20 protein-coding genes are annotated in these 20,812 nt (G+C 59.1%); 13 read left to right on the top strand and 7 right to left on the bottom strand.

Annotated features, from left to right (window positions below; translation table 11 throughout):
• Window positions 1-306 precede the first annotated feature (306 nt).
• The 4 genes from MC269_RS16625 to MC269_RS16610 all read left to right on the top strand — a co-directional run bounded on the left by MC269_RS16625 (window position 307) and on the right by MC269_RS16610 (window position 3,561).
• A complete protein-coding gene (locus MC269_RS16625; RefSeq protein WP_081137014.1) occupies window positions 307-765 on the top strand; it encodes an FxsA family protein in 459 nt (152 codons plus the stop codon).
• Window positions 766-1,021: 256 nt separating this feature from the next.
• Complete coding sequence (locus MC269_RS16620; RefSeq protein ID WP_021507766.1) at window positions 1,022-1,315, top strand: co-chaperone GroES; 294 nt, start codon at window positions 1,022-1,024, stop codon at window positions 1,313-1,315.
• Window positions 1,316-1,360: 45 nt separating this feature from the next.
• The gene (groL, locus tag MC269_RS16615) at window positions 1,361-3,010 is read left to right on the top strand and encodes a chaperonin GroEL (protein ID WP_081137012.1); all 1,650 of its coding nucleotides are present in this window, start codon (window positions 1,361-1,363) and stop codon (window positions 3,008-3,010) included.
• A 194-nt stretch (window positions 3,011-3,204) separates the two neighbouring features.
• Window positions 3,205-3,561, top strand: a complete 357-nt coding sequence (locus MC269_RS16610) for a DUF4156 domain-containing protein (protein WP_033749244.1) — start codon at window positions 3,205-3,207, stop codon at window positions 3,559-3,561.
• A 55-nt stretch (window positions 3,562-3,616) separates the two neighbouring features.
• Here MC269_RS16610 and epmB read toward each other — a convergent pair whose 3' ends face one another.
• On the bottom strand, window positions 3,617-4,645 hold the full coding sequence (gene epmB, locus MC269_RS16605; protein ID WP_239953070.1) for an EF-P beta-lysylation protein EpmB: 1,029 nt from the start codon (window positions 4,643-4,645) through the stop codon (window positions 3,617-3,619).
• 41 nt (window positions 4,646-4,686) lie between these two features.
• Between epmB and efp the strand changes: the two genes are divergently transcribed.
• The 3 genes from efp to MC269_RS16590 all read left to right on the top strand — a co-directional run bounded on the left by efp (window position 4,687) and on the right by MC269_RS16590 (window position 5,674).
• A complete protein-coding gene (efp, locus tag MC269_RS16600; protein ID WP_081137006.1) occupies window positions 4,687-5,253 on the top strand; it encodes an elongation factor P in 567 nt (188 codons plus the stop codon).
• Window positions 5,254-5,304: 51 nt separating this feature from the next.
• On the top strand, window positions 5,305-5,436 hold the full coding sequence (locus tag MC269_RS16595; RefSeq protein WP_239953069.1) for an entericidin A/B family lipoprotein: 132 nt from the start codon (window positions 5,305-5,307) through the stop codon (window positions 5,434-5,436).
• Window positions 5,437-5,539: 103 nt separating this feature from the next.
• Entirely contained in the window at window positions 5,540-5,674 is a 135-nt protein-coding gene (locus tag MC269_RS16590) for an entericidin A/B family lipoprotein (RefSeq protein WP_033749247.1), read from the top strand.
• A gap of 33 nt (window positions 5,675-5,707) precedes the next feature.
• Here the strand turns inward: MC269_RS16590 and MC269_RS16585 are convergent, their stop codons facing one another.
• On the bottom strand, window positions 5,708-6,232 hold the full coding sequence (locus MC269_RS16585) for a lipocalin family protein (RefSeq protein WP_081137002.1): 525 nt from the start codon (window positions 6,230-6,232) through the stop codon (window positions 5,708-5,710).
• Window positions 6,233-6,366: 134 nt separating this feature from the next.
• Between MC269_RS16585 and epmA the strand changes: the two genes are divergently transcribed.
• Window positions 6,367-7,344 (top strand): elongation factor P--(R)-beta-lysine ligase, encoded by a 978-nt coding sequence (gene epmA / locus MC269_RS16580; RefSeq protein ID WP_239953068.1) that lies wholly within the window; start codon window positions 6,367-6,369, stop codon window positions 7,342-7,344.
• Window positions 7,345-7,521: 177 nt separating this feature from the next.
• On the opposite strand, the gene degS is transcribed toward epmA, so the two are convergent.
• The 3 genes from degS to zapG form a co-directional block, all read right to left on the bottom strand.
• On the bottom strand, window positions 7,522-8,589 hold the full coding sequence (gene degS / locus MC269_RS16575) for an outer membrane-stress sensor serine endopeptidase DegS (RefSeq protein WP_081136998.1): 1,068 nt from the start codon (window positions 8,587-8,589) through the stop codon (window positions 7,522-7,524).
• Window positions 8,590-8,681: 92 nt separating this feature from the next.
• Window positions 8,682-10,052: a serine endoprotease DegQ gene (gene degQ / locus MC269_RS16570; protein ID WP_239953067.1), complete on the bottom strand. Its 1,371-nt coding sequence runs from the start codon at window positions 10,050-10,052 to the stop codon at window positions 8,682-8,684.
• A gap of 111 nt (window positions 10,053-10,163) precedes the next feature.
• Entirely contained in the window at window positions 10,164-10,565 is a 402-nt protein-coding gene (zapG, locus tag MC269_RS16565) for a Z-ring associated protein ZapG (RefSeq protein WP_033749631.1), read from the bottom strand.
• A gap of 175 nt (window positions 10,566-10,740) precedes the next feature.
• On the opposite strand from zapG, the gene zapE reads away from it, so the two are divergent.
• From zapE to sspB, 5 genes are all read left to right on the top strand, one after another.
• Window positions 10,741-11,868: a cell division protein ZapE gene (gene zapE, locus MC269_RS16560; RefSeq protein ID WP_081136994.1), complete on the top strand. Its 1,128-nt coding sequence runs from the start codon at window positions 10,741-10,743 to the stop codon at window positions 11,866-11,868.
• A 228-nt stretch (window positions 11,869-12,096) separates the two neighbouring features.
• Complete coding sequence (gene rplM, locus MC269_RS16555) at window positions 12,097-12,525, top strand: 50S ribosomal protein L13 (RefSeq protein WP_081136992.1); 429 nt, start codon at window positions 12,097-12,099, stop codon at window positions 12,523-12,525.
• A gap of 15 nt (window positions 12,526-12,540) precedes the next feature.
• The gene (rpsI, locus tag MC269_RS16550) at window positions 12,541-12,933 is read left to right on the top strand and encodes a 30S ribosomal protein S9 (protein WP_031375459.1); all 393 of its coding nucleotides are present in this window, start codon (window positions 12,541-12,543) and stop codon (window positions 12,931-12,933) included.
• A 327-nt stretch (window positions 12,934-13,260) separates the two neighbouring features.
• Window positions 13,261-13,902 carry a stringent starvation protein SspA gene (gene sspA / locus MC269_RS16545; RefSeq protein WP_081136990.1) on the top strand — a complete coding sequence of 214 codons (642 nt, stop codon included), beginning with the start codon at window positions 13,261-13,263 and terminating at the stop codon, window positions 13,900-13,902.
• Window positions 13,903-13,905: 3 nt separating this feature from the next.
• Window positions 13,906-14,391, top strand: a complete 486-nt coding sequence (gene sspB, locus MC269_RS16540; RefSeq protein WP_081136988.1) for a ClpXP protease specificity-enhancing factor — start codon at window positions 13,906-13,908, stop codon at window positions 14,389-14,391.
• Window positions 14,392-14,441: 50 nt separating this feature from the next.
• Here sspB and MC269_RS16535 read toward each other — a convergent pair whose 3' ends face one another.
• A complete protein-coding gene (locus tag MC269_RS16535; RefSeq protein ID WP_239953066.1) occupies window positions 14,442-15,860 on the bottom strand; it encodes a glutamate synthase small subunit in 1,419 nt (472 codons plus the stop codon).
• A gap of 54 nt (window positions 15,861-15,914) precedes the next feature.
• On the bottom strand, window positions 15,915-20,384 hold the full coding sequence (gene gltB, locus MC269_RS16530; RefSeq protein WP_081136980.1) for a glutamate synthase large subunit: 4,470 nt from the start codon (window positions 20,382-20,384) through the stop codon (window positions 15,915-15,917).
• Window positions 20,385-20,812 lie beyond the last annotated feature (428 nt).

Raw genomic sequence — 20,812 nt, 5'->3', positions numbered from 1 at the left:
ATCACAGGTGATGTGTTGATTTGTCGTGGAAAGCCGAAGCCGACAGTGTATCCGCCCGGGCTCCGGCGCGCACGATCATATGCTGCCGTCAGGTTAAAGCGCGAGTCTGGAGACCGGTTCATGCCGCTATTATCGTCGTAATAACTACGATATGTGATAGCGCGCACAAATTTAACCCTACTGTAAATATTTGAAAGCAGCGGTTGAATTCCCGTTGCGGCAAGCCCATCTCATGGCTGTGCCCTCTGACAGGGCATTTATCGCTCTCTGCCTGACGCAGAGCAGCCCGACTAAAAGGAGAATACGGTGCGCTGGTTACCGTTAATCGTGATTTTTGCGCTCGCCTGGATTGAGATCACCCTGTTTATTCAGGTGGCTCACGCGCTGGGCGTGCTGATGACCATGCTGCTGGTGATTTTTACCTCGGCGCTTGGCGTGTCGCTGGTGAAAAACCAGGGCATGAAAAACTTTATGCTGATGCAGGAGAAGCTGGCGCGTAACGAAAGCCCGGCGGAAGAGATGATTAAAAGCGTGTCGCTGATCATCGCCGGTTTCCTGCTGCTGCTGCCCGGCTTCTTTACCGACCTGCTCGGCCTGCTGCTGCTGCTGCCGCCGGTGCAAAAGCTGCTGACGCTGAGGCTGATGCCGCACCTGCGCGTCTGGCGCGGGCCGGGCGCCGGTCCCGACAGCGGGTTTACCGTCGACGGCGAATATGAGCGCAAGGACAACGATCGCATCGGCCATGACGATCGCCGCGATCGCTAAGGGCGTAGGGCAAAAAGGCGTGACCTGAGGTCACGCTTTTTTTTTATGCGCGCGGTGACTTTTTTAAGCGCGCAGCGAAATGTGCGCCATTGCGCAAAAAATCGGCAGTTGTCGCAGCCAGATAAAAAATTTGTCCTGTTGCCCCTTGAAAGGGATTTTGGTCGACCCTATCTCTTGCACCACGAGGCCGGAAGCCCTGCAGCCCGGCGTTCAACCCAAAAATGAATGATTGGACTTCTCAAAGGAGAGCTATCTAATGAAAATTCGTCCGTTGCACGATCGCGTTATCGTCAAGCGTAAAGAAGTTGAAGCAAAATCGGCTGGCGGCATCGTTCTGACCGGCTCTGCAGCAGGCAAATCAACCCGTGGCGAAGTACTGGCCGTGGGCAATGGTCGCATCCTGGAAAATGGCGATGTGAAGCCGCTGGACGTCAAAGTGGGCGACCTGGTGATCTTTAGCGAAGGTTACGGCGCTAAAACCGAAAAGATCGACAACGAAGAAGTGCTGATCATCTCTGAAAGCGACATTCTGGCGATTGTTGAAGCGTAATTACGCGGAACTCACTGAACGAAACGAATTTAAGGGACAATTGAAATGGCAGCTAAAGACGTAAAATTCGGTAATGACGCTCGCGTAAAAATGCTGCGCGGCGTGAACGTACTGGCAGATGCAGTAAAAGTTACCCTGGGCCCGAAAGGCCGTAACGTGGTTCTGGATAAATCTTTTGGTGCACCGACCATCACGAAAGATGGCGTGTCCGTTGCGCGTGAAATCGAACTGGAAGACAAGTTCGAAAACATGGGCGCGCAGATGGTGAAAGAAGTGGCCTCTAAAGCGAACGACGCTGCAGGCGACGGCACCACCACCGCAACCGTACTGGCGCAGTCAATCATCACCGAAGGCCTGAAAGCTGTGGCAGCGGGCATGAACCCGATGGATCTGAAGCGCGGTATCGACCAGGCGGTTATCGCCGCGGTTGAACAGCTGAAAGCGCTCTCCGTGCCTTGCTCCGACTCCAAAGCTATCGCTCAGGTCGGCACCATTTCCGCTAACTCCGATGAAAGCGTCGGCACCCTGATCGCCCAGGCGATGGAAAAAGTGGGTAAAGAAGGCGTGATCACCGTTGAAGAAGGCACCGGTCTGCAGGACGAGCTGGACGTGGTTGAAGGTATGCAGTTCGATCGCGGCTACCTCTCTCCGTACTTCATCAACAAGCCGGAAACGGGCGCCGTTGAGCTGGAATCACCGTTCATCCTGCTGGCTGACAAAAAAATCTCCAACATCCGCGAAATGCTGCCGGTGCTGGAAGCCGTGGCGAAAGCAGGCAAACCGCTGCTGATCGTTGCTGAAGACGTGGAAGGCGAAGCGCTGGCGACTCTGGTGGTCAACACCATGCGCGGCATTGTGAAAGTGGCTGCGGTGAAAGCGCCGGGCTTCGGCGACCGTCGTAAAGCGATGCTACAGGATATCGCTATCCTGACCGGCGGTACCGTTATCTCTGAAGAGATCGGTATGGAGCTGGAAAAAGCAGCGCTGGAAGATCTGGGCCAGGCGAAACGCGTGGTTATCAACAAAGACACCACCACCATCATCGACGGTGTGGGTGAAGAGGCGACGATTCAGGGCCGCGTAACCCAGATTCGTCAGCAGATTGAAGAAGCGACCTCTGACTACGACAAAGAAAAACTGCAGGAGCGCGTAGCGAAACTGGCAGGCGGCGTAGCCGTTCTGAAAGTGGGCGCAGCCACTGAAGTTGAAATGAAAGAGAAGAAAGCCCGCGTTGAAGATGCCCTGCACGCGACCCGTGCTGCGGTAGAAGAAGGCGTGGTTGCTGGTGGTGGCGTGGCGCTGGTGCGTGTTGCTGCACAGCTGGGCGACCTGCGTGGCCAGAACGAAGATCAGAACGTCGGTATCAAAGTTGCGCTGCGCGCAATGGAAGCACCGCTGCGTCAGATCGTCTCCAACGCCGGTGAAGAGCCGTCTGTTGTGGCGAACAACGTGAAAGCGGGCGACGGTAACTACGGTTACAACGCGCAGACTGAAGAATACGGCAACATGATCGACTTCGGTATCCTCGACCCAACCAAAGTGACCCGTTCTGCGCTGCAGTACGCGGCCTCTGTTGCTGGTCTGATGATCACCACCGAGTGCATGGTGACCGACCTGCCGAAAGGCGACGCGCCTGATTTAGGTGCTGGCGCTGGCGGCATGGGTGGCATGGGCGGTATGGGCGGCATGATGTAATTGCCCTGACGCTTTTGCGCAGTGAAAACCCCCGATCGGAAACGGTCGGGGGTTTTTCTTTTGCGGATGAAAAGGGTATAAGTAAGGGCGCAAACCTTCGGCTTTGCGGGCTCAGGGCAATGAATGTTCAGAAAAAAGAGATACTTTTCTGCTACGCTGCCGCCCGATACTGATGATAATAAATGGGGATTACAATGCGGATTAACCTCTTGCTCGGACTGGCGGTCGGTACTTTATTGCTGGCGGGATGCAGCAGTTCTCACCAGCTGAGCGCCGGCGGCGAACGTGTCACCTTCACCGATCAACAGCCGGGCAGCGACTGTCAGCTGCTGGGCAACGTCACCGGTTCGCAAAGCAACTGGCTGAGCGGCTCCGGCGGCGAGGGCAGCTCCCTGCGCGGCGCGGCCAACGATCTGCGCAATCGCGCGGCAGAAATGGGCGGCAACGTGATTTACGGCGCCACCAGCCCGACGCAAAATCTGTGGTCCGCTTTCGCGCCTCTGGACAGCAAAATGAACGGTCAGGTTTATAAGTGCCCGGCGAAAGCCTGATAGCGGCACGCCCCTGATGATAACGGCCGGTTGCTACCGGCCTTTTTTTTGCCTGCTATTCCTGGCGCAGCTGCAGGTCGAGCGGCGTCTTGCTCGGCTCGCCGCCAATCTCGCGCGCCAGCTTCGGCACCATATAGCCAGAGACCTGCGTCAGCAGCGCGCGCACCAGCGCGCGCGCCTCGTCGTCAGAAACGTAAAAGTGCGCCGCGCCCTGAACCTTATCCAGCACGTGCAGGTAGTAGGGCAGAATGCCGATGTCGAACAGCGCGTTGCTGAGGTTAGCCAGCGTGCTGGCGCTGTCGTTGACGCCGCGCAGCAGCACGCTCTGGTTCAGCAGGGTGACGCCGGCGCGCTTCAGCTGCTGCATGGCGGCCGCCAGCGACGCGTCGATCTCCTGCGCATGGTTGATATGGGTCACCAGCAGCACCTGCAGACGCGTTTCCGCCAGCATTTGGCACAGCGCGTCGGTAATGCGCGCCGGGATCACCACCGGCAGGCGGCTATGGATGCGCAGGCGTTTCAGGTGCGGGATCTGCGCCAGCGCGTCAATCAGCCACGCCAGCTCGTGATCCTTCGCCATCAGCGGATCGCCGCCGGAGAAGATAATCTCATCCAGCTCGGGATGAGCGGCGATATAGTCGATTGCGGTCTGCCAGCTGCGCTTGTTGCCGGGGTTATCCTGATAGGGAAAATGGCGGCGGAAGCAGTAGCGGCAGTTAACGGCGCAGCCGCCTTTTACCAGCAGCAGCGCGCGGTTGCGGTACTTATGCAGCAGGCCCGGCACCACGCTGCTCTGTTCATCGAGCGGATCGGCGCTGTAGCCCGGCGCCTGTACAAACTCCTCGCGCTGGGTGAGCACCTGCAGCAGCAGCGGATCCTGTGCGTCGCCTGGCTTCATGCGCGCGATAAAGGCGCGCGGCACGCGCAGGGCGAAAAGCCGCCGTGCATCGCCGCCAGCCGCCAGTTCCGCGTGCCGGTCAAGGCCTAAAAGTTGGAGTAATTCATCAGGTTCGGTGACAACATCAGCAAGTTGCTGCAACCAACCTTCTCTGGAAGGGGTTTTTAGGGTTACAATGTGTGCCATTTTTTTGGCTATTACCAGTTCAATATTTACAGAGGGCCTTTATGGCGACTTATCTTAGCAACGATTTTCGTTCCGGTCTTAAAATCATGTTCGAAGGCGAGCCCTATGCCATCGAATCCAGTGAGTTCGTGAAGCCAGGTAAAGGCCAGGCATTCGCACGCGTTAAGATGCGTCGTCTGCTGACCGGCACGCGCGTTGAGAAAACCTTCAAGTCTACCGACTCAGCGGAAGGCGCGGACGTTGTAGATATGACGCTGCAATACTCTTACAACGACGGCGACTTCTTCTACTTTATGCACCCGGAAACCTTCGAGCAGTATCAGGTTGAGTCGAAAGTGCTGGAAGACGTGCAGAAGTGGCTGCAGGACAACGCAGAGTGTATCGTCACCCTGTGGAACAACAAAGCGATCGCCGTACAGGCGCCGAACTTTATCGAATCAGAAGTCATTGAAACCGATCCGGGCCTGAAAGGCGATACCGCTGGCACCGGCGGCAAGCCTGCCAAGCTGGCGACCGGCGCCGTGGTGAAAGTGCCGCTGTTCGTCCAGATCGGCGAAGTGGTAAAAGTCGATACGCGCTCTGGCGAATACGTGTCGCGCGTCAAATAAGTGCGAAGGCGCATCCCAGGATGCGCCTTTTTCTTTGGTGAGTTAAGAAGAATGAAAAAACAGCTAACGCTTTTCACTCTTGTGCTGCTGGCCTGCTGCGCGCTGAACGCCTGCAATACCTTTCACGGCTTCGGCGAAGATGTCTCCCACCTTGGCGGCGCCATCTCGCGCGCGGCGAAATAGTCCCAGACAATAACCTTTTTTCGCTGCGTTTCAGTACGTTCAGCCATAAGCAGTCTATGCTTAAAACGCTGTACTTGACTGCAACCACAAAAAGGACATTGCCATGTTAAAGAAAAGTATTGTTGCGATTTTTTCGGTGCTGGTGCTCTCTTCTCTGCTGTCCGCCTGTAACACCACGCGTGGTGTCGGCGAGGACGTAGAAGCAGGCGGCCAGGCTATTCAGCGTACCGCGCAGTAAGTTCTCCCAGCCGGTACGCTGTTGTCGTACCGGTTATTTCTGTTTTACCCAGATCAGCTCTTCCACCGGGAACCCGGCCTGCCGCGCCTGATCCACCAGCTGCTGCTTCACGCCCTCATCCAGCTGCGGCGTGCGCGATAAAATCCACAGGTAGTGACGATTCGGTCCGCACACCAGCGCGTAGCGGTAATCTTTGTCCAGCGCGATCACGTTGTAGCCGCCGTAGAAGGGGCCGAAGAAAGAGACTTTCAGCGCCGCGCGCTGCGGGTCGCCGGTAAAGTAGGCTTTGCCGACGCTCTCCTGCCACTTCTGCTTCTGCGGCTTGTAGCCGCGGTTAATCACCTTAAGGCCGCCGTCGTCGCGCGGGCTGTAGGTGGCGGTGACCTGTTCCAGGCCGCGTTCGAAGCGGTGATCGAGGCGGGCGATCTCATACCAGGTGCCGAGATAACGCTGGGTGTCGAACCCTTCGACAACGGTGACGTTTTTCGGCGGCGTGGTGGAGCAGGCGACAGAGAGCATGGAGCCCAGGCCTGCGATGAAGGTTTTCCATGGAGACATAAGCGATTCCTTGTTGATTGAACAGAGTAAGTATAGTTGCCGCCGCGATTTTTCCCTGGATTCAGGTGGCTGATTGTCTGCCGCGGGCAATGCAGGTAGACTTCCACCCCTTATTTGTATACGGAGTCACCAACATGAGCGAAACGGCAAGCTGGCAGCCGAGCGCACCCATTGCCAATTTGTTGAAACGTGCCGCTATCCTTGCGGAAATTCGACGTTTCTTTGCCGATCGCGGCGTGCTGGAAGTAGACACCCCGGCAATGAGTCAGGCGACCGTCACCGATATTCATCTGGTGCCGTTCCAGACCCGTTTTGTCGGCCCCGGCGCCACCGAGGGACGCGATCTCTGGCTGATGACCAGCCCGGAATACCATATGAAGCGTCTGCTGGCGGCGGGCAGCGGCCCGATTTACCAGATGGGGCGCTGTTTCCGCAATGAAGAGGCGGGACGTCATCACAATCCTGAGTTCACCATGCTGGAGTGGTATCGTCCGCACTACGATATGTACCGTCTGATGAACGAGGTGGACGATCTGCTGCAGCAGGTGCTGGAGTGCGAGAGCGCGGAGTCGCTCTCTTATCAGCAGGCGTTTATTCGCCATCTCGATCTCGACCCGCTGTCAGCCGACAAAGCGCAGCTGCGCGAGGCGGCGGAAAAGCTGGGCGAGGGCGAGCTGGCGAACCGCGAAGAGGATCGCGATACTCTGCTGATGCTGCTGTTTATGCTGGGCGTGGAGCCGAAAATCGGCATCGACAAGCCGACCTTCGTCTACCATTTTCCCGCCAGCCAGGCGGCGCTGGCCGAGATCAGCACCGAGGATCACCGCGTGGCGGAGCGTTTCGAGGTCTATTACAAAGGCGTGGAGCTGGCGAACGGCTTCCGCGAGCTGACCGACAGCCGCGAGCAGCGTCAGCGCTTCGAGCAGGATAACCGTCGGCGCGCGGCGCGCGGGCTGCCGCAGCATCCGGTCGACACCCTGCTGCTGGACGCGCTGACCCACGGCATGCCCGCCTGTTCCGGCGTGGCGCTCGGCGTGGATCGGTTGATTATGCTGGCGCTGAAGGCGGATTCGTTGAGCGAGGTGATCGCGTTTCCGGTGGATCGCAGTTAAAGAGCAGTTTTTGCTGTGGGCAAACGGCCGCCAGAGCTGAAGAGCGGGTGGTATGGACCGAAGAGCAAAGCGTCCTGCGCCATGGATGGCGCAGGCCGAGCTGGCAGGGATGCCGTTTTTTGCGTCTTTGCGATCGGGCCATACCACCCGCGACAGCACGGCACACCGTCCTCAAAATCAGTCCCCGCTGTCGGGAAATTCCTGAATCGTGACCGGCAGCGTCAGCTTCTGATCGTTGCGCAGCACCTCGACCTGAATCACCGAGCCTGGGCGGATCTCCGCCACCTGATCCATCGTCTCCTGCGCGGAGACGGCGGGTTTGCCATTCACGCTCAGCAGCACGTCATTCACCTGAATGCCCGCTTTATCCGCCGGTCCGTCTGGCGTCACCACGCTGACGATAATGCCCTGAACATGATCGATGCCGCTGCCCTGATTATGCAGCGCCGGCAGCTCGCGCCCGGTGATGCCGATATAGCCGCGGATCACGCGGCCGTCGCGGATCAGCTTATCCATAATTTTGTTCGCCAGCGCGGTCGGGATGGCAAAGCCAATGCCTTCCGGCGTTTCGCCGTCGTTGCTTTTATCGAAGGTCAGGGTGTTGATACCCATCAGCTCACCGAGCGAGTTAATCAGCGCGCCGCCGGAGTTGCCCTGGTTGATGGAGGCGTCGGTTTGCAGAAAGTTCTGGCGCTTCGATGAGCTTAGCCCGACACGGCCGGTGGCGCTGATAATGCCCTGCGTCACCGTTTGTCCCAGATTGTAGGGGTTGCCGATGGCCATCACCACGTCGCCGATATGCGGCACGCGATGCGGATTAATCGGGATCACCGGCAGGCTGGAGGCGGTGATCTTTAGCACCGCCAAATCGGTCATGGCGTCAGAGCCGACCAGGTTGGCTTCAAAGAAGCGGCCATCCTGCAGCGCGACGATAATCTGATCGGCATTGTTGATCACGTGTTTGTTGGTGAGGATGTAGCCTTTGGCGTTCATGATGACGCCGGAGCCGAGCGTGGTGATACCGCGGTTGTTATTGCCGCCGTGGGCGCTGCGGTTGTAGACGTTGACTACGGCGGGCACGGCGCGACGCACGCCGGCGTTGAAGCTGAAGGGCGTTTTATCGTCGCTGTCGTCATGGTTGAGCAGGGCGTCGGTGCCGCCCAAACGCAGTGCGGGCAGCGCCGCAAGCAAGATGCCCGCGACAATCAGGCCCAACACCACTGAACGCAAAAGTTTAAGAAACATGGTGTTAACTTACGCCAGAGGGGATCGCAGGGCAGAATAGCACGAGAAAGGCGAACAAACACGCGCTTGTGTTGTTCGCCTGTCAGAGGGGATTAACGCAGCAGCAGGTAGATTGACTCGTCGCCGCGCACCACGTTCAGCGCCAGCACCGGCGGTTTGCCTTCCAGCACCTTGCGCATTTCAGCCAGGCTGGTGACGCGCGTGCGGTTGACGCCAACAATCACGTCATCTTTCTGCAGGCCGACCTGCTCAGCCGCCGTGCCTTTATCGATGCTGTCGATCTTCACGCCTTTGTCGCCCGATTTGGTCGCGCCGTCGCTCAGCGTCGCGCCCTGCAGCGCCGGGGACATCAGCTGCGCGCTGGCGGTGCTCTGCGCGCTCTGCTCCAGCGTTACTTCGACCGATAGCGGCTTGCCGTCACGCAGCAGGCCGAGCTTCACTTTCTCGCCTGGCGCGGTGGTGCCCACCTTCACGCGCAGTTCGGCAAAGCTGGTGATCGGCTTATCGTTAATCGAAGTAATAATATCGCCCGACTTCACGCCCGCTTTCTGCGCGGCGGACTGCGGCAGCACCTCAGAGACAAAGGCGCCGCGCTGCGCATCGACGTTAAAGGCTTTGGCGATATCCGCCGTCATTTCGGTGCCTTTGATGCCGAGCTGGCCGCGCTTCACTTCGCCATATTTGATCAGCTGCTGCGCCAGGTTCATCGCCATGTCGCTGGGAATAGCGAAGCCGATGCCGATATTGCCGCCGCTCGACGCCAGGATCGCGGTGTTGATGCCGATCAGCTCGCCGTTCAGGTTGACCAGCGCGCCGCCGGAGTTGCCGCGGTTAATCGCCGCGTCGGTCTGGATAAAGTTCTCCAGCCCTTCCAGATTCAGGCCGCTGCGCCCCAGCGCGGAGATAATGCCGGAGGTGGCGGTCTGACCCAGCCCGAACGGGTTGCCGATCGCCACGGCGAAGTCGCCGACCTTCAGCTGATCGGAGTCGGCGATTTTCACCTGCGTCAGATTCTTCGCGCCTTCTACCTGAATCAGCGCGATATCGGTCTGTTCGTCATGGCCAATCAGCTTCGCGTCATATTCACTGCCGTCGCCAAGCTGCACGCTGATCTTGTCCGCGCCGTTGACGACGTGGTTATTGGTGAGGATATAGCCTTTGACGGCGTCGATAATCACGCCGGAGCCCAGGCCCTCAAACGGCTGCGCCTGATCGCCGCCCGGCGCCTGACCGAAAAAGCGTTTTAACGGCTCGGGAATATCCTGCGCCTGGCTGGCCGCTTCCGTTCCCTCAACGTGAACGCTGACCACCGCCGGCAACACTTTTTCCAGCATCGGCGCCAGGCTAGGTAACGGCTGGCCCTGAATCTGGGCGGGCAACGTCGCCATCGCCGCAGGCGCTGCGGCAAGGCTCATCCCGATGCTCAAGGCTAATGCGCTTAACAGTCGTGCTTGTTTTTTCATTGCTACAACGCTCTCGCTGCGAAAAGTGGGGGGAGTAAACGTCTGTGACAGCTGATTCAGGGTCTGGGTTCGCAAAAAAGCGGGGCGTAACCCGATTACGCCCCAATAAGATTAGTCGCGCGCGGCGCGTTCGCCACGCAGCAGGCCGGAAGCGCCTTCAGAATAGTCGCGCGGGATCTGCACCGGCGCCTGATCGTTGTCCGCTTCCGCTTCTGTCAGCTGGTAGGCGAAGGGGTTCTTCTCGCCCGGCAGGTTCGGCAGCAGATCGTTCGATCCTTTCGCCATATGCTGATAGAGCTGGCGATAGTCGCGCGCCATGTTGTCCAGCAGCTCGGCGCTCTGCGCGAAGTGGTTAGTCAGCTCTTCGCGGTAGTCCGCCAGTTCCGCTTTGGATTTTTCCAGCTCGTACTGCATGCTGCGCTGCTCGCGCAGCTTTTTGTTACCGAAACGCATGGCAACCGCGCCGACAATAATGCCAATTACCAAACCAATTAGCCCGTATTCCCAGGTCATAATGACTCCCATGTAATTTCCGTTGTTTGTAGGGCATCCACCATTTCAATAGTAGTCACTATACCCGTTAATCTTATGGATGTGGAACTCTGAGGCGGCATGCCTTAGTGTAGAGCGGCCTTTTTTTCATCAACCGAACTGTGAATAAGACCTTTTCAGGGATTCTGAGAGAACCATGCAAACCTCATCTCCGCTTGCGCGCTATGAGCAGGCGCTGTCGCAGGGCGACTTTAAACCCGACGATGTACAACGCGACGCCATCACCCGACTGGACGCCGTTCAGCGGGCGCTGATTGCGCGTCAACCCGAGCCGTCCGCCAGCGGCAAAGGGCTGTTCGGCCGCCTCTCCCGCCTGATGGGCAAAGAGAAATCTGAGGCGCAAACGCCGGTGCGCGGCCTCTATATGTGGGGCGGTGTAGGGCGCGGCAAAACCTGGGTCATGGACTTGTTTTTTCAGTCTATTCCTGGCAACCGCAAGCTGCGTCTCCATTTCCATCGCTTTATGCTGCGCGTGCATGAAGAGCTGACCCAGCTGCAGGGCCAGAGCGATCCGCTGCTGACCATCGCCGACCGCTTTAAAGCGGAAACGGACATTCTCTGCTTCGATGAGTTTTTCGTCTCCGACATTACCGACGCCATGCTGCTCGGCACGCTGATGGAGGCGCTGTTCGCGCGCGGCATCACGCTGGTGGCGACCTCAAACATTCCGCCGGACGATCTCTACCGCAACGGGCTGCAGCGCGCGCGCTTTCTGCCGGCCATCGAGCAGATCAAACAGCACTGTGACGTGATGAACGTCGACGCCGGCATCGACTACCGCCTGCGCACCCTGACTTCGGCGCACCTGTGGAACGCGCCGCTTAACGAGGCGACGCACGCCGAAATGGAGCGCATGTTTAAGGCGCTGGCGGGCAGCGCGCGCGATGACGCGCCGGTGCTGGAGATCAACCATCGTCAGATGGCGACGCTGGGCGTCAGCGAAGGGGTGCTGGCGATCGACTTCCTGACGCTGTGCGGGGAAGGGCGCAGCCAGCACGACTATATCGAGCTGTCGCGCCGCTTTCACAGCGTGCTGCTCTACGACGTGCCGGTGATGATTTACAAAACCGAAGATCAGGCGCGGCGCTTTCTCGCGCTGGTGGATGAGTTCTACGAGCGCCACGTCAAACTGGTGGTCGCGGCGGAAACCTCGCTGTTTGAAATTTACCAGGGCACGCGGCTGAAATTCGAGTACCAGCGCTGCCTGTCGCGCCTGCAGGAGATGCAGAGCGAAGAGTATCTGCGCCTGCCGCATCTGCCTTAAGGGCGCGCAAGAAAAAGATCAAATAGGGTTCGATTTTTGCAATCGACTTCTCTATAATCTTGCGACCCCACGTTACAGCAACTGGATTTATTTCCCGAATCCGTTGTGCTCCGGTAACTCTATCCGAAGGGGTGGGCTTGCTGGTCAAAATGGTCGTGTGAGCCTCAACCGTTTACTTAAGCGTTTGGGTTTTCACCAACGTGTAACTTAATTTGGGTAAGCTTTTCGATGAAAACTTTTACAGCTAAACCAGAAACCGTACAGCGTGACTGGTATGTTGTTGACGCAACTGGCAAAACCTTGGGTCGCCTGGCGACTGAACTGGCGCGCCGTCTGCGTGGTAAGCATAAAGCGGAATACACTCCGCACGTTGATACTGGTGATTACATCATCGTTCTGAACGCTGACAAAGTCGCCGTTACCGGCAACAAGCGTTCTGACAAGATTTACTATCACCACACTGGCCACATCGGTGGTATCAAACAGGCGACCTTTGAAGAGATGATTGCTCGCCGTCCTGAGCGTGTGATTGAAATCGCGGTTAAAGGCATGCTGCCGAAGGGCCCGCTGGGCCGTGCAATGTTCCGTAAGCTGAAAGTTTACGCGGGCAACGAGCACACCCATGCGGCACAGCAACCGCAAGTTCTTGACATTTAATCGGGATTACAGGCAATGGCTGAAACTCAAAACTACGGCACTGGTCGCCGCAAAAGCTCTACCGCTCGCGTATTCATCAAGCCGGGCAGTGGCAACATCGTAATCAACCAACGTTCTCTGGAACAGTACTTCGGTCGCGAAACGGCACGCATGGTCGTTCGTCAGCCGCTGGAACTGCTGGACCTGGTTGGTAAATTCGATCTGTACGTCACCGTTAAAGGTGGTGGTATTTCTGGTCAGGCAGGTGCGATCCGTCACGGCATCACCCGCGCTCTGATGGAGTACGACGAATCTCTGCGTGCTGAACTGCGTAAAGCGGGCTTCGTTACCCGTGACGCACGTCAGGTTGAACGTAAGAAAGTCGGTCTGCGTAAAGCACGCCGTCGTCCGCAGTTCTCCAAGCGTTAATTGTTTGCGGCTTCGGCTGCTGCGATTGGCACGAAAAACCCGCTCCGGCGGGTTTTTTATTTGCGCGCGCCGCGTGCCGCACGGCGCGTAAATTCTCAGCGCTGCTCGCAAAATCCCCGCAAATCTCGAATCCCCGCCCACAAGCTGCGCAAAATCTGGTAAACTCTGTGTCACTTTGCGCCCATATGTCGGCGTGTGATGCCGCTCCTCTGTCAGGATGTCAGAGCGACAACGCTAGCGCAGGCTGTGAGCGAACGATTGAGCAGGTGAGTCGCCGTGTGGTTGGCTATTCGCAGTAACTTTTTGTGAACAAACTTGGAGGTTTTCATGGCTGTCGCTGCCAACAAACGTTCGGTAATGACGCTGTTTTCTGGTCCCACTGACATTTTCAGCCATCAGGTACGCATCGTACTGGCTGAAAAAGGCGTGAGTGTGGAGATCGAGCAGGTCGAAATGGATAACCTGCCGCAGGATCTGATTGACCTCAACCCGTATCGCACTGTGCCGACGCTGGTAGATCGTGAACTGACGCTGTATGAATCCCGCATCATCATGGAGTACCTCGACGAGCGCTTCCCGCATCCGCCGCTGATGCCGGTTTACCCGGTTGCGCGCGGCGAAAGCCGTCTGATGATGCACCGCATCGAGCAGGACTGGTACAGCCTGATGCACCGCATTGAAAAGAGCAGCGGTCAGGAAGCTGACGCCGCGCGCAAACAGCTGCGCGAAGAGCTGCTGGCCATCGCGCCGCTGTTTGCGCGCACGCCGTTCTTTATGAGCGAAGAGTTCAGCCTGGTAGACTGCTATCTGGCGCCGCTGCTGTGGCGTCTGCCCTCTATGGGCATCGACCTGGCCGGTGCCGGCTCGAAAGAACTAAAAGGCTATATGAATCGCGTATTCGAGCGTGACTCTTTCCTCGCGTCGCTGACGGAAGCGGAACGCGAAATGCGCCTGCAAGCCCGAGGCTAAGCTATGGAAATGTCGCAACTCTCAGCCCGTCGTCCCTACCTGCTGCGCGCCTTCTACGACTGGCTGCTCGACAACCAGCTGACGCCGCATCTGGTGGTCGACATTAATCTGCAGGGCGTGCAGGTGCCGCTGGAGTACGCGCGCGACGGTCAGATCGTGCTGAACATCGCGCCGCGCGCGGTCGGCAACCTGGAGCTGGGCAATGACGAAGTGCGCTTCAACGCGCGTTTCGGCGGCGTGCCGCGTCAGGTCTCCGTGCCGATGGCCGCTATTTTGGCGATCTACGCGCGTGAAAACGGCGCGGGCACCATGTTCGAGCCGGAACCGGCCTACGAACTGGGCGCGCAGGGTGCGGAAGAGGCGCCAGCCGATCCGGTGATGTCGGTGATCGACGGCGATCGTCCTGACGACGCCACCGAAGAAGATCCATCGCCGGATGACGATCCGCCGCCGCGCGGCCATCGCCCGTCACTGCGCGTGGTGAAATAAGCGAAAAAAAGCCGGCTATCTCAGCCGGCTTTTTTGTGGCTGCGCCACGATTACACTTCCAGATAGTCCATGATGCCTTCGGCCGCTTTACGTCCTTCGGCGATCGCCGTCACCACCAGGTCAGAGCCGCGCACCGCATCGCCGCCGGCGAAGATTTTCGGGTTGCTGGTCTGATGGGCGCTCTCGGCGCGCTCCGGCGCGATAATGCGTCCCTGACCGTCCAGCTCAACGCTGAAATCAGCCAGCCACTCCATTTTGTGCGGACGGAAACCAAACGCCATCACCACCGCATCGGCGGGCAGTACATGCTCGGATCCCGGCACGATCTCCGCGCGACGACGGCCTGCCGCGTCGGGCTGGCCCATCTCGGTGCGCGCCACTTTCACGCCGCTGACGCGGCCGTTGGCGTTAATTTCCACGCCCAGCGGCTGCACGTTGAACTGAAACTCTACGCCCTCTTCGCGCGCGTTTTTTACTTCGCGTTTCGAGCCAGGCATGTTGGCTTCATCGCGACGGTAAGCACAGGTCACGTGCGTCGCGCCCTGACGGATCGAGGTGCGCACGCAGTCCATCGCCGTGTCGCCGCCGCCCAGCACCACCACGCGCTTGCCTTCCATCGAGATGTAAGGCTGGTCATCCTGCTGTGCAAAGCCCATGGTGTGCTTGGTGTTAGCGATCAGGAACGGCAGCGCGTCATAGACGCCCGGCGCATCCTCGTTCTCCAGACCGCCGCGCATCGACTGATAGGTGCCGACGCCAAGGAAAACCGCGTCATAGGCGTTTACCAGGTCGCTCATCTGCACGTCGCGGCCCACTTCGGTGTTGAGCTGAAACTCAATGCCCATTCCGGTAAAGAGTTCGCGGCGCTTGATCATCACCTCTTTTTCCAGCTTGAACGACGGAATGCCGAAGGTCAGCAGGCCGCCGATTTCCGGATGGCGATCGTAGACCACCGCCTTCACGCCGTTGCGCGTCAGCACGTCCGCGCAGGCGAGGCCCGCCGGGCCCGCGCCGATGATCGCCACGCGCTTGCCGGTCGGCTTGACGTGCGACATATCCGGACGCCAGCCCATCTCCATCGCTTTATCGTTGATATAGCGCTCGATGTTGCCGATGGTCACCGCGCCGAACTCATCGTTCAGGGTGCAGGAGCCTTCGCACAGGCGATCCTGCGGGCAGACGCGGCCGCACACTTCCGGCAGGCTGTTGGTCTGATGCGACAGCTCGGCTGCTTCGATAATGCGGCCTTCGTTCGCCAGCTTCAGCCAGTTAGGGATGTAGTTGTGAACCGGGCACTTCCACTCGCAGTAAGGGTTACCGCAGGAGAGACAGCGGTCGGCCTGCGCCTTCACCTGACTGTCAGAAAAGGGCTCATAAATTTCGACAAACTCAATTTTACGGATTTTCAGCGGCTTCTTTGGCGGGTCAACGCGCTGTAAGTCGATAAATTGATATACGTTTTGACTCATCGTAACCTCTTACGGCTATCCCGTCCGGCGCACGGCGCCAGACGGGACGAACTATTACTGTGCCTGCACGCGCAGCTCGGCTGCGGAACGACTGCGGTGACCCAGCAACGCCTTAACATCGCTGGACTTGGGTTTAACCAGGGCGAAGCGCGACGACCAGAGCGGCCAGTTGGCGAGGATCTCTTCGCCACGGCTGGAGCCGGTGTGCTGCACATGCTCGGTGATCAAGCCGCGCAGGTGCTCTTCGTGGATCGCCAGCTCGTCGACGTTCAGCACTTCTACCAGCTCCGGGTTGACGCGCTTGCGGAACTCGCCGTCTTCATCCAGCACGTAGGCGAAGCCGCCCGTCATGCCGGCGCCGAAGTTCACGCCGGTGCGACCCAGCACGCAGACGATGCCGCCGGTCATATATTCACACCCGTTGTCGCCGATCCCTTCCACCACGGTAATGGCGCCCGAGTTGCGCACCGCGAAACGCTCGCCCGCACGGCCAGCGGCGAACAGTTTGCCGCCCGTCGCGCCGTAAAGGCAGGTGTTGCCCGCGATGGTCGCTTCATGGCTGCGGAACGCCGAGCCGACCGGCGGACGGATCGCCAGCATGCCGCCAGCCATTCCCTTGCCGACGTAGTCGTTGGCGTCGCCGGTCAGCGTCAGCTCGACGCCGCCTGCGTTCCACACGCCGAAGCTCTGCCCGGCGGTGCCGGAGAAGTGCGCGCGGATCGGATCCGCCGCCAGCCCCTGATCGCCGTGGATCGCCGCGATCGCGCCAGAGAGCGTCGCGCCTACCGAGCGGTCGGTGTTGCGGATGTCGAAGTAGAACGTCTTGCTCTGTCGCGCTTCGACAAACGGCATCGCCTGGCTATGCAGCGCCTTGTTCAGCTCGCCTTTATCGAACGGCGGGTTGCTGCCTTCGGTGCAGTGCAGCGCTTTGCCCGGCATCGGCGTCGCGGTTTTCAGCAGCGCCGAGAGATCCAGGTTCTGCTGCTTGGCGGTGAAGCCGTCCAGCTCTTTCAGCAGCTCGGTGCGGCCGATCAGATCCGTCAGGCGTTTCACGCCCAGGTTCGCCATCAGCTCGCGGGTTTCACGGGCGATAAATTCAAAGTAATTGGTCACTTTGAACGGCAGGCCGTGATAGTGATTCTTACGCAGCTTGTCATCCTGGGTCGCTACGCCGGTCGCGCAGTTGTTGAGGTGACAGATACGCAGGTATTTACAGCCCAGCGCCACCATTGGACCGGTGCCGAAGCCGAAGCTTTCCGCGCCGAGGATCGCCGCTTTGATAATGTCGCGGCCGGTTTTCAGGCCGCCGTCCACCTGCAGACGGATCTTGTGGCGCAGACCGTTGGAGACCAGCGCCTGCTGGGTTTCCACCAGGCCCAACTCCCACGGACAGCCCGCGTACTTCACCGAACTCAGCGGGCTGGCGCCGGTGCCGCCGTCGTAGCCGGCGATAGTGATCAGGTCGGCATAGGCTTTCGCCACGCCGGTGGCGATGGTGCCGACGCCAGGCTCGGAGACCAGCTTCACTGAAATCATCGCCTTCGGGTTAACCTGCTTCAGGTCGAAAATCAGCTGCGCCAGATCTTCGATCGAGTAGATATCGTGATGCGGCGGCGGCGAAATCAGCGTCACGCCCGGCACCGAGTAGCGCAGCTTCGCGATATAAGGTGTCACTTTGTCGCCCGGCAGCTGGCCGCCTTCGCCTGGCTTCGCGCCCTGCGCCACTTTAATCTGGATCACGTCGGCGTTCGCCAGATAGGCGGGCGTGACGCCGAAGCGGCCCGATGCAACCTGCTTGATGCGCGACACTTTATTGGTGCCGTAGCGCGCCGGATCTTCGCCGCCTTCGCCGGAGTTCGAGTAGCCGCCGAGCGAGTTCATCGCTTCGGCCAGCGCCTCGTGCGCCTCCGGGCTGAGCGCGCCGATAGACATCGCCGCAGTGTCAAAACGCTTAAACAGCTCGCTGGCCGGCTCGACGTCGTCGATATGGATCGATTCGGTGCCCGGCTGCAGCTCCAGCAGATCGCGCAGCGTCGCCACCGGACGTTCGTTCACCAGCTTCGCGTAGGCCTGGTAGTCGCTGTATTCGCCGCTCTCGACGGCGCGCTGCAGCGTACCCACCACATCCGGGTTATAGGCGTGATACTCGCCGCCGTGCACGTACTTCAGCAGGCCGCCCTGGTCCAGCGGTTTACGCTGCAGCCAGGCGCGTTTCGCCAGATTGGTCAGATCCTGCTGGAAATCGGCAAAGTTGGCGCCGCTGATGCGGCTGACCACGCCCTGGAAGCAGAGACCCGACACATCGGCGTGCAGGCCCACCGCTTCGAACAGCTTCGAGCAGCGATAGGAGGCGATGGTCGAGATGCCCATTTTGGACATGATCTTGTAGAGACCTTTGTTGATGCCGTTACGGTAGTTCAGCATCACCGCGCGATAATCTTTCTCGATGACGTTGCTGTCGACCATCTTCGCCAGCGATTCATACGCCAGGTAGGGATAGATGGCGGTCGCGCCGAAGCCGAGCAGCACGGCAAAGTGGTGCGGATCGCGCGCGCTGGCGGTTTCAACGATGATGTTGGCGTCACAGCGCAGGCTTTTCTCTACCAGACGCGTCTGCACCGCGCCGACGATCATCGGCGCCGGCACCGGCAGGCGAGTTTCGCTAATGGCGCGATCGGAGAGCACCAGCAGCACGGTGCCGTTACGCACCATACGCTCGGCCTCGTCGCACAGCGCGTGCATCGCCTGCTCCAGCGTCTGCGTCGCCGCATCGAAGGTACAGTCGAGCGTGTCGGCGCGATAGTATTCGCCTTCCAGCGTGGTCAGCTGATTAAAGTCGGACCACAGCAGGATAGGGGACTTAAAGCTGACGCGGTGCGCCTGACCTTCCGCTTCGCAGAAGACGTTCATTTCGCGGCCGATGCTGGTCGCCAGCGACATCACATGGTTTTCGCGCAGCGGATCGATCGGCGGGTTGGTGACCTGCGCGAACTGCTGGCGGAAGTAGTCATAAATGATGCGCGGACGGCTGGAGAGCACGGCGAACGGCGTGTCGTCGCCCATCGAGCCGACTGCCTCCTGACCGTTTTCGCCCAGCACGCGGATAATGGTGTCCAGCTCTTCGCTGCTGTAGCCGAACTGCTTCTGATAAGTCGCCAGCAGCGGATCGTTCAGCTCGCGGCTGCCGACCTGATTGTCAGGCAGATCTTCGAACGGCACCAGGCGCTTAACGTTCTTCTCCATCCACTCTTTATAGGGGTGGCGGCTTTTGAGATCGTGGTCGGTTTCCGCGGAGTGCAGAATGCGGCCGATGCGGGTGTCGATCACCATCAGTTCGCCAGGGCCGACGCGGCCTTTTTCCACCACCTCGTCTGGCTGGTAGTCCCAGATGCCCACTTCTGAGGCGCAGGTGATCAGCTTGTCTTTGGTGATCACGTAGCGCGCCGGGCGCAGGCCGTTACGGTCCAGGTTACAGGCGGCGTAGCGGCCGTCTGACATCACGATGCCCGCCGGGCCGTCCCACGGCTCCATATGCATGGAGTTAAAGTCGAAGAAGGCGCGCAGCTCGGGATCCATATCCGGGTTGTTCTGCCAGGCAGGCGGCACCAGCAGACGCATCGCGCGCACCAGATCCATACCGCCGTTCAGGAACAGCTCCAGCATGTTGTCCATCGAGCTGGAGTCGGAGCCGGTTTCGTTAACGAAGGGACCGGCGTTCTGCAGATCGGGGATCAGCGGCGTATTGAATTTATAGGCGCGGGCGCGCGCCCACTGACGGTTACCGGCAATGGTGTTGATCTCGCCGTTGTGCGCCATATAGCGGAACGGCTGCGCCAGCGGCCAGCGCGGCACGGTATTGGTGGAGAAGCGCTGGTGGAACAGGCAGATCGCCGACTCCAGACGCAGATCCGCCAGGTCAAGATAGAAGCGCGGCAGGTCGGCCGGCATGCAAAGGCCTTTGTAGATATTGACCTGGTTGGAGAAGCTACAGATGTAGAACGCTTTATCGTCGCTCTGCTCCATACGCTTCTCGGCGCGACGGCGCGCCATATAGAGACGACGCTCCATATCGCGCGGGCGCCAGCCGGCCGGCGCGTTGATAAAAAGTTGCTGAATGCGCGGCATCGAGGAGAGGGCAATCTCTCCCAGCACATCTTGATTGACGGGCACGTCGCGCCAGCCGACCACAGAGAGGGTTTCGCGGACCACTTCCTCTTCCACAATGCGGCGGCTCGCCTGGGCCTCTTCCTCATCATGGCTGAGGAACAGCATGCCCACGGCGTAATTTTTCGCCAAGCGCCAGCCTTTCTCTTCCGCGACGACGCGGAAAAAGCGGTCAGGTTTTTGTAATAACAGCCCACAGCCGTCGCCGGTCTTGCCGTCAGCAAGGATCGCGCCACGGTGTTGCATACGGGCCAGCGCGTGGATTGCGGTACGCACTACCTTATGGCTTGGTTCGCCTTCTATATGAGCGATGAGGCCGAAACCACAGTTATCCTTTTCAAGGGATTTGTCATACAACATTTCAGTGAACCTCCCCAGGCTCTGTGGATTCCCTTTGGTCGGGCTACGGGCGCAGAAAGGATCAAGCGACAGGCTGCGCGCATCATGCGCTGCACTCCTGTGTCGCCCCATCTGTCTGGCCGTTGGCGTCGTTGTCACAAGCGTCGAGGTCTTGTTACAGGGGGAATCTCTGTTACTGCATAAATATGACGGGCTGAGCACCCATCCAGAAAGCTTCCAGCGGATTTCCAACTTATCGGGAAAGCGGAATAAGGTCAAATAGCGTTCCTGGTCGTCTTTTTAAGCGGTGTTGCAGCGTTATCCTTATGATTAATAACGTGTTTAACCGTAAAAAACTGTCAATCAGCCATTTGCCCATAGCGCCGGAAATGTGAACTGTCTCACTGTCATGATGCGGTCATATCCCCGCACAATGCTGGCTGAAGGAG

Source organism: Pantoea sp. Z09, assembly GCF_022394795.1.
In the GTDB taxonomy this organism is placed as follows: Bacteria; Pseudomonadota; Gammaproteobacteria; order Enterobacterales; family Enterobacteriaceae; genus Pantoea; species Pantoea latae.
The sequence above is the reverse complement of the archived record's forward strand: the minus strand, read 5'-3'. Positions and strand labels throughout refer to the sequence as shown.

Excerpts from the sequence above, each read along its gene's own strand:
- MC269_RS16535 (WP_239953066.1), bottom strand. The coding sequence starts at position 15,860 with ATGAGTCAAAACGTATATCAATTTATCGACTTACAGCGCGTTGACCCG.
- degS (WP_081136998.1), bottom strand. The coding sequence starts at position 8,589 with ATGTTTCTTAAACTTTTGCGTTCAGTGGTGTTGGGCCTGATTGTCGCG.
- sspA (WP_081136990.1), top strand. The coding sequence starts at position 13,261 with ATGGCTGTCGCTGCCAACAAACGTTCGGTAATGACGCTGTTTTCTGGT.
- MC269_RS16620 (WP_021507766.1), top strand. The coding sequence starts at position 1,022 with ATGAAAATTCGTCCGTTGCACGATCGCGTTATCGTCAAGCGTAAAGAA.
- MC269_RS16590 (WP_033749247.1), top strand. The coding sequence starts at position 5,540 with ATGTTAAAGAAAAGTATTGTTGCGATTTTTTCGGTGCTGGTGCTCTCT.
- groL (WP_081137012.1), top strand. The coding sequence starts at position 1,361 with ATGGCAGCTAAAGACGTAAAATTCGGTAATGACGCTCGCGTAAAAATG.
- rplM (WP_081136992.1), top strand. The coding sequence starts at position 12,097 with ATGAAAACTTTTACAGCTAAACCAGAAACCGTACAGCGTGACTGGTAT.
- rpsI (WP_031375459.1), top strand. The coding sequence starts at position 12,541 with ATGGCTGAAACTCAAAACTACGGCACTGGTCGCCGCAAAAGCTCTACC.
- degQ (WP_239953067.1), bottom strand. The coding sequence starts at position 10,052 with ATGAAAAAACAAGCACGACTGTTAAGCGCATTAGCCTTGAGCATCGGG.
- efp (WP_081137006.1), top strand. The coding sequence starts at position 4,687 with ATGGCGACTTATCTTAGCAACGATTTTCGTTCCGGTCTTAAAATCATG.
- MC269_RS16595 (WP_239953069.1), top strand. The coding sequence starts at position 5,305 with ATGAAAAAACAGCTAACGCTTTTCACTCTTGTGCTGCTGGCCTGCTGC.
- sspB (WP_081136988.1), top strand. The coding sequence starts at position 13,906 with ATGGAAATGTCGCAACTCTCAGCCCGTCGTCCCTACCTGCTGCGCGCC.
- MC269_RS16610 (WP_033749244.1), top strand. The coding sequence starts at position 3,205 with ATGCGGATTAACCTCTTGCTCGGACTGGCGGTCGGTACTTTATTGCTG.
- zapE (WP_081136994.1), top strand. The coding sequence starts at position 10,741 with ATGCAAACCTCATCTCCGCTTGCGCGCTATGAGCAGGCGCTGTCGCAG.
- epmB (WP_239953070.1), bottom strand. The coding sequence starts at position 4,645 with ATGGCACACATTGTAACCCTAAAAACCCCTTCCAGAGAAGGTTGGTTG.
- gltB (WP_081136980.1), bottom strand. The coding sequence starts at position 20,384 with ATGTTGTATGACAAATCCCTTGAAAAGGATAACTGTGGTTTCGGCCTC.
- epmA (WP_239953068.1), top strand. The coding sequence starts at position 6,367 with ATGAGCGAAACGGCAAGCTGGCAGCCGAGCGCACCCATTGCCAATTTG.
- zapG (WP_033749631.1), bottom strand. The coding sequence starts at position 10,565 with ATGACCTGGGAATACGGGCTAATTGGTTTGGTAATTGGCATTATTGTC.
- MC269_RS16585 (WP_081137002.1), bottom strand. The coding sequence starts at position 6,232 with ATGTCTCCATGGAAAACCTTCATCGCAGGCCTGGGCTCCATGCTCTCT.